Here is an 11,970-nt window from a genome sequence, read left to right as displayed (position 1 = left end):
CTAGTGATTCTTCTCTACTAGTTTTTTATTGGTGCGACGATAAGTTGTCGTCAACTCTAGTAGATTCGCCTCCACTTGAGAGTTTAGTTGTTCTTTGGTCATTCGCCATGTCCAGTTACCACCAACTGTATTGGGTAGGTTCATTCGCGCATCATTTCCCAGTTCAAGCAGGTCTTGCATGGTTGCAATAGCCATGAAAGCTACTGATGAAAAGAGTAGACGAAGCATGGCATGATTGATGGATTCATCTGGCTTGCGATTGCTATAGATATCTAAAAATTCACGCGCTCCTTCTCCCATTTCTTGCTCATACCAACCTTTAATGGTGTGGTTATCATGTGTACCTGTGTAAGCTACTACATTGTTGGTATGATTATGAGGAAGTTCAATGCTGTCTCCATTAGGATCAAAAGCAAACTGCAGAACTTTCATACCTGGAAAACCAGTTGTGTCCCGTAGTTGAATCACCTTGTCAGTGACTGACCCCAAATCTTCAGCAATAATATTGAGGTCCCCTAGAGCTGTTTTGATTGTATCAAAAAGTTCAAAACCAGGTGCCTCTACTCGATAGCCATTGACAGCTGTTTCTTCTCCAGCTGGTATTTCCCAGAAAGAAGCAAAGCCAATGAAGTGGTCGATACGGACCATATTATAGAGCTTGAAGCTCTCGCGCAAACGAGCAATCCACCATGTAAATCCATCCGCCTTCATAGCATCCCAATCATAAATTGGGTTGCCCCAAAGCTGGCCAATAGCTGAGAAATCATCAGGCGGACATCCAGCTATCACTGTTGGTTGGCCCTGATCATCTGTCTTGAAGAAGTGAGGGTTGGCCCACATATCTGCTGAATCAGCTGCGATATAAATCGGCATATCACCAACAATCTCAATCCCGTGTTCATTGGCATAATTTTTTAAACGATGCCACTGCTCAAAGAAGAAGTATTGAGTCACACGATGGAAGTCCATTTGGTCTGCTAAGCGCTGACGGTAAGACTCCAAAGCTTCTGGACGGCGTAAACGGATACTCTCGTCATCCCATTCTGTCCAAGACTTGAGACCAAAAGATTCCTTGATAGCCATATACTCCGCAAATGTATGCAACCAGAAGGCGTTCTCCTCCACAAAGCGATAGTAACTCTCTGGTAAGCCTTTGGCTTTCACGTTGGCAACAGCTTTTTCTAAAATCGGCCGACGTCCAACGAAAACCTTTGCATAATCTACTTCGGTAGGTTGACTACCAAAGTCGACTCCTTCTAAATCTTCAACAGTTAGCCAACCGTTCTCCACTAACAGGTCAAAATCAATAAAATGCGTATTTCCTGCAAAAGCTGAGAATGACTGGTAAGGAGAATCCCCATAACTCGTTGTTCCAAGTGGCAAGATTTGCCAGTAACGCTGCTTGGTGCGGACTAGGAAGTCTACGAATTCATAGGCTGACTGACCAAGTGAACCAATTCCAAATCTCCCTGGAAGAGATGAAATATGTAGAAGAATTCCACTTTGACGTTCTTTCATGTTATTTTCCTCTGTTTTTATTTTCAAAATAACAAACGCAAACGTTTGCGTTGCGTCTATTATACATTGACTTATCTGAAAAATCAAGAATTATTTTTTTTATTTTCTTGATATGCTCGATATTTCCTACAAAATTCTTTCATAAAAGTATAGAAAAGACCCGTTATTCTGACACATCAAAAGTATTGAAACTTTCATTTGTAAGAAAGGAACAGGTCTATCTATCATGGCACTACCTCATGCTAAACAACACATCATTTCTGGAATATAGATGAGAAATAATGCATGTCTTTTGGAATGAGACAGTAGATTATTTTACAGAACCGCTAGTGATGCCTTCAACATAGTATTTTTGCATATACATGAAGAGAAGGGTAATCGGAATAGCGATGAGAACGGAGCCAGCTGCAAAAGACTTGAACCAAACATTAATCCGGTCTTGAGCTAGCATAGAGAAGAGACCGATAGCGACTGTGTACTTATCTGTCGCATCTCCGAGGATAACCTTGGCAAAAATGAAGTCCATCCATGGTCCGATAAAAGCTGTAAGAGCTGTATAAACGATGATGGGTTTTGACAATGGCAACGTAATTTTAAAGAAGATATCCTTACGAGTCGCACCGTCAATCATAGCTGATTCGTCCAGTGAGTAAGGAATCGTATCGAAGAATCCCTTGGCAATATAGAAACCAAGCGCTGCTCCTGCTGAGTACACTAAAACCAAAGCAAAGAGAGTTTGTGTTAAGTTGAGCGCCTTCAAGATGTAGTAAATGGCAATCATAGACATGAATCCAGGGAACATATTGAGGACGAGCGCCAATTTCAAAAATCCATTGCGGAATTTAAATTTGATACGGCTGAGTGAATAAGCCATAACAACCGTGATAAAGGTAGACACTACACAAGTCGCTGCCGCAACGATGAACGTATTCAGGAACCACTTCGCAAATGGAAACGCTTCATTATTAAAGAGCTTCATGTAATTTTCTAACGTAAAGGTTTTAGGAATGATATAGCCTACAAAAGCCGTCCCCTCACCGCGGAATGATGTCAAGATAACCCAGGCAACTGGAAAGAGCCACGCAATAGACAGCGCAGTCAAAAGGAGATAAGTAAGGCTTAATCTAACTTGTTTTTTTGATTTCATTATTTCACAGCCCCTTCCTTATACGAATTGGTTCTTGTATAGGCAATCAGACTGAAAGTTGCTGATAACACAAAAATCAAGATACCGATAACAGATGCCAATTTGTAATCTCGGCTAGATTCAAAGCTCAATTTATAGAGCCATGTTACCAAAAGATCTGTAGATCCCGCTTGGTAGAATTCGGGGTTCACAGGACCACCACCTGTCAGGAGATAGATAACGTTAAAGTTATTGATGTTACCGATAAACTGCTGAATCAGGGTCGGTGTCATAATCAAGAGGATCTGTGGGAAAGTGATACTCTTGAAAACTTGGAATTTGCTAGCACCATCAATTTCAGCTGCTTCTAGCTGTTCTTGTGGTAAGTTCATGATAATAGAGGTGGACACCAGCATAGTGTAGGGAATCCCCACCCACATATTGACAAAGATAATAGAAAACTTGGCCCAAGTTGGATCTGTTAAAAACGGCAGTGAATGCTGAATCAAGCCCCAATTTTTCAACAGTTCGTTCAGTGGCCCATCTGGGTGCAGAAGGTTTCGCATAATCAAGAGCGAAATAAAGAGAGGCACCGCGATAGTGATAACAAAGATAGTCCGCCAAAATTTCTTAAATTTCAAACCTTTTGTATTGATGACAAGGGCCAGAAGAATACCAAAGAAGAAGTTGGTCACAGTGGCAAATACTGCCCAAATGAGAGTCCAGGACAAGATTGGGAAGAAACTGCCGGCCATTCGACCCGTAATGATATTCCCAAAGTTATCAAAGCCAACCCAGTCAAAAAGATTGCCTGGTGGGAAATGGTTTTTATCTGCATTGGTAAAGGCTAAACAAATAGTTAGAAGCAACGGAAGTATGGTAAAAGTCAATACTCCCAAGAGAGGGATTGACATCATAGTCATGTGGAAACGGCTATTTGAAAGGGTCGCCATATCTTCTTTGAAGCTCGGCACTTTCAGCCCTTCTTGCTTGATGACATAAATATTGCGTGCGCTCTTCAGATTGCACCAATAAATATAAGCAAACACGCCACAGAAAATGAGTGCGGCCAAACCAAAGAGTAAGAAAAGGAAGGAATTATCTCCAGAAACTGTGATGGTAATCCCTGTATCTGGATCAACTACCTCTCCTGCCTTTTGTGTTCCAAGTGTAATCAAGCCGTAAATGCTTGGGATAACCTGTAGAACAAAAGTAATGAGAAAAAGAATTTCGGAAAGAAGAAAAAGGATACCTTTAATGATTTGCTTATTCGCAAGGTTGGCAAATCCCATAAAAAGAGCAGAGAGCTTGATGTCTATGCCACCTTTTTTGAGTGCCTCTAATACGGATACCTTTTCATAATATTTAGAGTTATTCATATATCTCCCCCAAAGGTAAAACGTTAAACAAATAGATACCCACTGCTAAGATTTCCGAAAAAATGAAAATTTTAGTAGAGAATACCTATCTGTTCCCTATTAAAATCAAGTAAAGGAGCTAGGCTCCTTTACTGATTATAACCAATAATTGATGACGAGGCTTATTTGCTTTCTGCCAAGTCCTTGTCAAATTGTTCCAACTTAGCCATGTAGTCAGCTTCTGCAATCTTACCTGAGTAAGGTCCGCTAAGAAGTGGTGCAGCTGAATTCCAGAATGTACCCATTTGGCTAATCTTAGGCATAACTACTGTGTGTTCGCTTGAACCGGTCATTTCAGCAACTGCTTTTGCCAATGGATCTGAAGTCACAGCTTCTGAAGCTTGAACATTTTTATTAGAAGGTACGATTGAACGAGTTGCGAATTGGTTTTCTTGGCTCTTTTCAGATGTCAAGAATGAAGCCAATTTGTAAGCTGCAACAATACGGTCTTTGTTGCCTTTTGCAGGTTTTTGGTTAACAGCGTACAATTTAACACCCATAAAGGCTTTTTGTTGTACTTCTTTATCACCGATTTTCACTGTAGGATAAACAGCAACACCAATTTTGTCTGCGCCCAAAGCTTTCACTGAGTCTGGGTAGTTCCATGGTCCTGTTTCAATCGCAGCAACATCTCCGTTACCAAATTTAGATACAGCAGCATCATCTGGTACGTTTACAAAACCGCTGTTAGATTTTTGATCTGCCAACCATTTCATAACAGCAACACCGTTGTCATTCGCCCAGTTGGTTCCTTTTGGATCTTCACCATCTTCACCAAAGAGTGTGTTTCCAACTGAAAGCATCAATGGTGCGATAGCATAAGCATTGACAGACTCAAGATTGGCACCGAATTTGTCTTTAGAAGTAATACCTTCATATGTCTTGACATCATCTTCTGTCAATTTTTCTTTATTGTAAAGCAGAACTTGTGATTCTACACCAAATGGAAAGGCATATGTTTTTCCTTTGTATTGAGCACCAGCAACAGCGTTTTCTACGTTGTTTTCAGCGATTTCAGTAGCATACTGGTCAGATACTGGTTGGATAATTCCAGATTCAACCAATCCACCCAATTGATCGTGTGGCATAGAGAATACATCAGCCGCTGCTTCAGGGTCTTTACTTACCAACTCTTGCGCTTTAGGGTCTTCAGATTCTACCACTTCAACCTTAACGCCTTCGTTTTCTTTTTCGAACTCAGCAATCGTGTCCGCATAAGATTTCTTAGATTCTGTTGGAACCCAAAGTTTCAGAGTAACTTCACCAGATTTTCCTGTATCGGCTTTATCACCACCTGATGAGCAAGCTGCTAATGTAGCAACTGAAAGCAAAGCGACACCGCTTGTGACAAGTTTTGTCCATTTTCTCATGTTTTTGTTTCCTCCTAAAACATAAAAATAAAATTTATTACACTACCATTATGCAACCGTTTGCAAGAAAAGTCAAGTGTTTTCTCCGATTTTTTTAAAAAATTTTTTTAAAATCAAAAAAAAGCGATTTTTTCTTTAGTTGACATTCTATATTAAATCTATTATAGTAATCATTGGAAGTAGCATGGTAACGCTTGCTTAAAGGATGGGGCTAGCTTTTTCATTCTGCTACTCTTGGTGTTGTCATTTCGGAGCAAAGTAAGGAGGGTTCTTATGCGTACTACTATTAAAGATGTTGCTAAATTAGCTGGCGTCTCTCCATCTACTGTTACTCGTGTTGTGCAAAATAGTCCCTCTATTAGTCGAAAGACTAAGGACTTGGTTCGCCAAGCCATGAAAGACTTAAACTACCATCCCAACCTCAATGCTAGGAGTTTGGTGAGTAGCTATACGCAGGTTATCGGCTTGGTTTTGCCGAGTGATTCTGATATTTTCTACCAAAACCCTTTCTTCCCTCAAGTGCTACGGGGAATCTCCCAAGCAGCGGCGGATCGACACTACGCTATTCAGATTAGCACAGGAAAAGATGAACAGCAGCGCATGGAAGCCATTTCTCAAATGGTGGATGGTCGACGTGTTGATGGCCTGATTTTTCTTTATTCAATGCCCAATGATCCTCTGGTGCAATTGGCTATCGAGCGTAAGTTCCCCTTCCTCATCCTAGGGAAGGCAGCCTCTCCTTTTATCTCATTGGTTGATAATGACAATATCCAAGCCGCCTATGAAGCGACATCCTACTTTATTAATAAAGGCTACAAACATATCGCCTTTATGGCTGGAAATAAAGAATTGGTCGTTTCTCAGGACCGCTATGCTGGCTACAAGCAGGCTCTGTTGTCTCATCAACTACATCTAGATGAGAGTATGGTGAAATTCTCCTCTGGTTTCCTCTTGGAAGACAACAGCTATAAGGTCATGAAAAAACTGACCAAACAACCGATTGATGCCATCGTAACGACAGATGCTATGGTAGCTGAGGGAGCCCTCGCCTATCTAAAGGAGCAAAATCTGGATATCCCGATTATTACTTTTGATTCTGTGAAACCCAAAATAGATATCATGGCTTATGTGGATATCAACGTCTTAGAACTGGGGCGGGAATCTTTCAGTACCCTGCTTCAAATTATCAGCGATAGCAAGGATGGCAAACAGGTTTGCTACCGCCATGTTATTCCTCATAAAATTATCAAACTCAAATAAGAAAGGATCCCTCTGAACCATGGCCCTAAGAACTTTTCAGCCCTATCTTGATGATGTGGCTACCATTCGATTAGTAATGGAAAAACGTTTCGATGTAGAATCCATGTCTTTTACGATCGAATCAACAACATCTACCTCTGAACTCTTTATTCGCCGTAGAGCAGAAGAAGGAGATTTGATTGTTTATCACCTCACTAGTATTTATCCTTTTAACTTACAAGAAGACTATATCGTCTACGATCAGGATCGTAATAAATCCGAATTAGCCTATGGAAATATTGTACGTAGTGACCTTTTTGAACAGACCTACACTTATTCTGGCAATGATTTAGGGGCGACCTATAGCCCAACCGCAACCCTCTTTAAACTCTGGGCCCCTATTTCCAAACAGGTTATCCTCTATTTGGATCATATCCCTTATCCCATGAAAAAAGGAGAACGTGGTGTCTGGGAAAATACCGTCCAAGGTGACTGGGATGGAAAGACCTATTATTATCTGCACCGAGTTAATGGTCAGTGGGTAGAGATCCACGACCCCTATGCTCTCTCTTCGCTCGCTAACTCCGGTCACAGCGTAGTCATCAATCCAGCAAAACTACAGCAACCTACGCGGGCCAAAACCCAAGTACCTTTAGCACAGGCCATCATCTACGAGATGAGTGTCCGTGATTTCTCCTGGCAAAAAGAGGCTAATTTCCAGCATCCTGGCCAGTACCACGGTTTGACCGAATCTCCTGTCCTTGACAATCAGGTTTTGGGCCTAGACTATGTAAAACATCTAGGAGTGACCCATATCCAACTGATGCCCCTCTACGATTTCGGTAGTGTAGATGAAAGACACCCAGAATTGATTTACAACTGGGGATATGACCCTGTTCAGTACAATGTCCCTGAAGGCTCCTTTGCCTCCAATCCAAATGACCCTTATGCTCGTATCCTAGAACTCCAAGCTGCTATCCAAGCATATCACGATGCCGACATTAGCGTTATTATGGATGTGGTTTACAATCATGTCTATCATGCAGAAACCTATGTCTTTGAAAAAATCGTGCCTGGATACTTCTACCGCTACAACGAACAAGACCAACGTACAAACGGATCCTTCTGTGGCAACGATGTGGCGAGCGAGCGTAGCATGGTTCGCAACTATATCAAACAATCTGTCCGACAATGGACATCACTCTATGGTTTTGATGGCTTCCGCTTTGATTTGATGGGGATCATCGACAGCAAGACTATGCAAGAAATCCAGGCTGAACTTTCGAGTCTATATCCAAACATCTACTTGTATGGAGAAGGTTGGAAAATGGGTACGGGATTGCCGGAGCAAAAACTGGCTCATCAGTATAATGCCTATCAATTACCTACTATCAGCTTCTTCAATGATCACTATCGTGATACTTTCAAAAATATTCTCTTGAATCCCTACTATATCTTAGAACACCAACAGCAAGAAAAGGTTCAAGATTTGTTGACAGGCAGTATCAATGGTCATTTTATCCATCCAACACAATCTCTCAACTACTTGGAATGCCATGATAATGCAACGATGTATGACTATCTAAGCCTGAAAAACCCATCCATGTCACGTCATGACCAAAAACGAGCGGCTAGCTTTGGATTGCAACTGATGCTCATCAGCCAAGGGCCGGTATTCATCCATAGTGGGCAGGAGTTTTTCCGCACCAAGGATGGCTTAGAGAACACCTATAACAGTCCGGATTCCATCAACCAACTAGATTGGACAAGGGCGCACCGCTATCAAGCACATATTCAATTTATCAGTGAGCTCATCCAATTCCGCAAGGACCATCCTAGTCTAGCCCAAGAATCCTATTACAGTATTGCTGAAACTTGTAGCTTCTACTGGTTGTCTGAATATGTCCTTCGTTATGAAGTACAGTCAGAAACTGAGACGATACAGTTTATCATCAATTTTTCAAGTCATGATTATCACTTCACCAAAGGAGAGCAGCAAGAAGTTCACTTTGTTTATCCACCGCTTGTGGATAAGTCTCAACAAGCATTTCCAATTGCTGGACAAAGCATCTGTACCCTAATAGAGAAGAAAAAAACAGTTGAAAATAAAACTGACTAGCGCTCCTCCCCACCCACCACTTCTTAAAGTTGGTGGGTTTTCTACTTTTTGTCATTTTCTACCTCCTTTTGCGAACAGTCTTAATAGGAGGTTATGAATGAATAAATATTCTACACTATTGTTATCGTCTACACTATTGTTGGCTAGCTTGGCTTCTGGCCCTCTGGTAGCTGCCCAAAATACAAAACAATCTACCCAGACAATAGAAGCCAATCAGCTGACAGAAGAAATTAGTCTTGACAACTTTGAGCCTACCACTACTGGTTCAGAGACAACCACGGCTAGTCAACTAAGCCAAAATGTCACTTTCCAACAGCATGGAAACACACTGTCCATCTTCTATCAACGTTCTGTCCCACAGCAAGGTCTAAAAATAGACTATGCCATTTGGTCCAATGACAATGGCCAGGATGACGTGAGGTGGATACAAGCTCAAGATTACCAAACAGATATTCCTTTACAAGATTTTAAAACGGGGCAGTATACTCTCCATGCCTATATTACAATCCAAGGACAAACCATCTTTTTACAAGAAATTTCCCTCAATATTACAAGACCTAAACCAACTATTACAACCAATATCAGTGAACCAGGAATTTTAGATGTTACAGTTCAACACATCACACCCGATACTAAAGAAGTCTTACTTCCAACCTGGTCTACGGTCAAGGGGCAAGATGACCTCAAATGGTATTCAGCTCAGCAGCAAGCAAACGGAAGTTACACCGTCCGGATCTTTCTCAAAGACCATCAATTCAATACTGGAGATTATTCTACCCATCTCTATACGAAAGACTCTAGCGGAAAAATGACTTTTGTGACGGGTATATCCAGCACTGTGGGCCAATCAGATGTGCCTGCTAATCCAAAGCCAGCTCTTGCTATTGAAAATCTAGAGGCTGGAAAAGGGAAATACCAGGTTACAATCCAAGAGACAGCTACTAGCAAACCAATCCAGTCTGTTCAAGTAGCCACTTGGTCCATGGATAAACAAGCCAATCTCAAATGGCGAACTGCTACTCTGACCAATGGGAAATATCGGGTTGCTGTTGACTTCCAGGAGCACAAACAGCACTCTGGTTCTTATCAAAATCATGTATACGTGACCTATACAGATGGAAGTCGCGTGGGTTATACATTAGATATTGTTGATTTGACGACCGCCCGACTGCCTCTTGTTTTCAACTCTAAGCTATCCTCTGTCGGTACGATACAAGCTACTTTATCTAATGTCTACGACTCTCAGGCAGTCCAGTTTGCAGTCTGGTCAGATGAAAACGGACAAGATGACCTTCGTTGGTATGATACAAGTAAATCTGCCGATAAAAGCTTTTCGCGAGCTATTCCTTTAGCCAACCATAAGGGGATTGGCAAATATCATGTCCATGCCTATCAAAATGGCCGCGGTTTAGGAGCTTTTAGCATGGAAGTGTCCCATCATCACCGTTACAGCGAACCAAATACTTATCCTATCGGTCAGTGTACGTGGGGAGCAAAGGAAGCGGCTCCTTGGATTCAAAATTACTGGGGCAATGCTAAACAGTGGTTGGATGCTGCTAGAAGAGCAGGTTTTCGCACAGGAACCACCCCTCAAATCGGAGCCGTTGCTGTCTGGACAGCTAGCTACTATGGTCATGTGGCTGTTGTAACGGAGGTCAGTGGCACCAATCGTATCCGCGTCAAAGAATCTAACTACGCAGGGAATATGACAGTCGGTGACTACCGTGGTTGGTTTAATCCATTGACTAATGGGGTGACAGCTTATATTTACCCTAGTTAAGCAAAAATCCACTCGAATGAGTGGATTTTTATTTATTTGCTACTAATTCTAATATTTTCTTGCCGACCCTTTCAATATCATTATTGAGACCGCGCAGTTCGACTTCATCTAGGACTGAAAAACCAAAGCGTTGGGAATACTGCTTGGCAGTCAAGCAATATTGATGATTGAAATTGCGGTTACCAAAACCAACCACCCCTAAACAAAACTGTTCGTTACCTTCGTAGGCAATAAAATCTCCCAGAGGATTCGTCAAGATTTCCGTATCTCCATTGTCTACACCATTACCACCTTCTAGATAGGTTGGCAAAAAAGCTACATAGGGGGCATCCAAGGTGTAAAAGGGAATAGCTTGCTTAACGAGGTCCTTGACATGGATTTCTTCCACTTCTATGTCCGACTGAAACTGGAGGTAACTAGCCAGCCTACGAACAAAGCTCTGGGTATTCCCACTGAGGCTAATATAAACCAAATAAATCTTCTTCATGTTTGCTCCTATCTAATTCGCTTACGGTACTTGCTTCTGGAGGCAATGAACTCTGGACTTTGCACCTCATCGATATTGAAAATCGAAATAAAGGATCCGGGATCAATTTCCTGAATCAAATCCTTGGCTTCGCGGGTATCTTGTGGACTCAAGGCTACATAAAGAACCTTTTTTTCTTTGCCTGAATAGGCACCTTCTCCCTTTAGATAGGTGACACCTCGGCCTAATTGTTCCATGATATGCCTCGAAATCTGCTCAGGCTGATCTGAAATAATCATCATTCCCCGTACAGAATAACCACCATTTTGGACCATATTGACTACCTGACTGTAGATAAAACTAGCTATGAGAGCATACATCATTTTAGGGATTGAGATATAGGTTAATGATAAGAGCATGACCAAAATATCAAAGCCTAGCAGTGCTTGGTTCAGTTGGATACCTAGTTTTTGCTCCATCACACGAGCAATTATGTCTGACCCGCCAATGGTTCCTCCATACCGAAAAACAAGACCAGAACCCAAGCCACCAATGGATCCTGCTACCAGCGATACCACCAAATAATCTTGATTGAGATCCACAAAGAAAGGAATCTGCTGAAAAACCCAAACATAGAGGTACAATGAGGCGATTCCATAAACGGTATACACCATGGCTCTTTTGCCAAAAAGATAGGCTCCGATTAGGATGAGGGGAAAGTTAATGAGGTAACCGGAGTAGGAAGGATTGATACCAAATAGATTATGAAAAACCAAAGTCAATCCTGCAATACCACTAGCAGCTACTTGGTTGGCCATGTAAAAATAAACGAAACCAAAAGCATAGATAGCCGCACCCAGCCCAATGAAGATAAAATTTTTCAGGCGTAAGCTGTAATCATGAGACATTGTATGTCACCCCTATAGTAAACTAT

General features: G+C 41.7%; 9 protein-coding genes. 3 read left to right on the top strand and 6 right to left on the bottom strand.

All coding sequences use genetic code 11. The features are described from left to right. From malQ to F602_RS0103500, 4 genes are all read right to left on the bottom strand, one after another. Positions 1–1,539, bottom strand: a complete 1,539-nt coding sequence (gene malQ / locus F602_RS0103515) for a 4-alpha-glucanotransferase (RefSeq protein WP_281158206.1) — start codon at positions 1,537–1,539, stop codon at positions 1–3. Positions 1,540–1,828: 289 nt separating this feature from the next. Next, positions 1,829–2,665: a sugar ABC transporter permease gene (locus tag F602_RS0103510; RefSeq protein ID WP_018166581.1), complete on the bottom strand. Its 837-nt coding sequence runs from the start codon at positions 2,663–2,665 to the stop codon at positions 1,829–1,831. Continuing rightward, positions 2,665–4,023, bottom strand: coding sequence for a carbohydrate ABC transporter permease (locus F602_RS0103505; protein WP_018166580.1), 1,359 nt, complete (start codon positions 4,021–4,023; stop codon positions 2,665–2,667). The genes F602_RS0103510 and F602_RS0103505 overlap by 1 nt, the downstream gene beginning before the upstream one ends. 161 nt (positions 4,024–4,184) lie before the next feature. After that, positions 4,185–5,432: an extracellular solute-binding protein gene (locus F602_RS0103500; protein WP_018166579.1), complete on the bottom strand. Its 1,248-nt coding sequence runs from the start codon at positions 5,430–5,432 to the stop codon at positions 4,185–4,187. A 273-nt stretch (positions 5,433–5,705) separates the two neighbouring features. Here F602_RS0103500 and F602_RS0103495 point away from each other — a divergent pair, with 273 nt between their 5' ends. The 3 genes from F602_RS0103495 (at position 5,706) to F602_RS0103485 (ending at position 10,570) form a co-directional block, all read left to right on the top strand. Further along, on the top strand, positions 5,706–6,692 hold the full coding sequence (locus F602_RS0103495) for a LacI family DNA-binding transcriptional regulator (RefSeq protein ID WP_018166578.1): 987 nt from the start codon (positions 5,706–5,708) through the stop codon (positions 6,690–6,692). 19 nt (positions 6,693–6,711) lie between these two features. Then, complete coding sequence (gene pulA / locus F602_RS0103490) at positions 6,712–8,790, top strand: type I pullulanase (protein ID WP_018166577.1); 2,079 nt, start codon at positions 6,712–6,714, stop codon at positions 8,788–8,790. A gap of 97 nt (positions 8,791–8,887) precedes the next feature. Continuing rightward, a complete protein-coding gene (locus F602_RS0103485) occupies positions 8,888–10,570 on the top strand; it encodes a GBS Bsp-like repeat-containing protein (protein WP_018166576.1) in 1,683 nt (560 codons plus the stop codon). Positions 10,571–10,598: 28 nt separating this feature from the next. Here F602_RS0103485 and nrdI read toward each other — a convergent pair whose 3' ends face one another. Together nrdI and F602_RS0103475 are read right to left on the bottom strand one after the other, a co-directional pair. After that, the gene (gene nrdI, locus F602_RS0103480; RefSeq protein WP_018166575.1) at positions 10,599–11,057 is read right to left on the bottom strand and encodes a class Ib ribonucleoside-diphosphate reductase assembly flavoprotein NrdI; all 459 of its coding nucleotides are present in this window, start codon (positions 11,055–11,057) and stop codon (positions 10,599–10,601) included. An 8-nt stretch (positions 11,058–11,065) separates the two neighbouring features. After that, positions 11,066–11,944, bottom strand: coding sequence for a YitT family protein (locus F602_RS0103475; protein WP_018166574.1), 879 nt, complete (start codon positions 11,942–11,944; stop codon positions 11,066–11,068). Between the last annotated feature and the right edge of the window lie 26 nt (positions 11,945–11,970).

It is taken from the genome of Streptococcus minor DSM 17118 (genome assembly GCF_000377005.1).
Taxonomy (GTDB): Bacteria; Bacillota; Bacilli; order Lactobacillales; family Streptococcaceae; genus Streptococcus; species Streptococcus minor.
This window is presented reverse-complemented; position numbering and strand designations above follow the sequence as displayed.

Bases quoted from the DNA above. Each gene is read 5' to 3' on its own strand.
- F602_RS0103505 (WP_018166580.1), bottom strand. From the start codon at position 4,023: ATGAATAACTCTAAATATTATGAAAAGGTATCCGTATTAGAGGCACTC.
- F602_RS0103500 (WP_018166579.1), bottom strand. From the start codon at position 5,432: ATGAGAAAATGGACAAAACTTGTCACAAGCGGTGTCGCTTTGCTTTCA.
- F602_RS0103495 (WP_018166578.1), top strand. From the start codon at position 5,706: ATGCGTACTACTATTAAAGATGTTGCTAAATTAGCTGGCGTCTCTCCA.
- F602_RS0103475 (WP_018166574.1), bottom strand. From the start codon at position 11,944: ATGTCTCATGATTACAGCTTACGCCTGAAAAATTTTATCTTCATTGGG.
- pulA (WP_018166577.1), top strand. From the start codon at position 6,712: ATGGCCCTAAGAACTTTTCAGCCCTATCTTGATGATGTGGCTACCATT.
- F602_RS0103485 (WP_018166576.1), top strand. From the start codon at position 8,888: ATGAATAAATATTCTACACTATTGTTATCGTCTACACTATTGTTGGCT.
- nrdI (WP_018166575.1), bottom strand. From the start codon at position 11,057: ATGAAGAAGATTTATTTGGTTTATATTAGCCTCAGTGGGAATACCCAG.
- F602_RS0103510 (WP_018166581.1), bottom strand. From the start codon at position 2,665: ATGAAATCAAAAAAACAAGTTAGATTAAGCCTTACTTATCTCCTTTTG.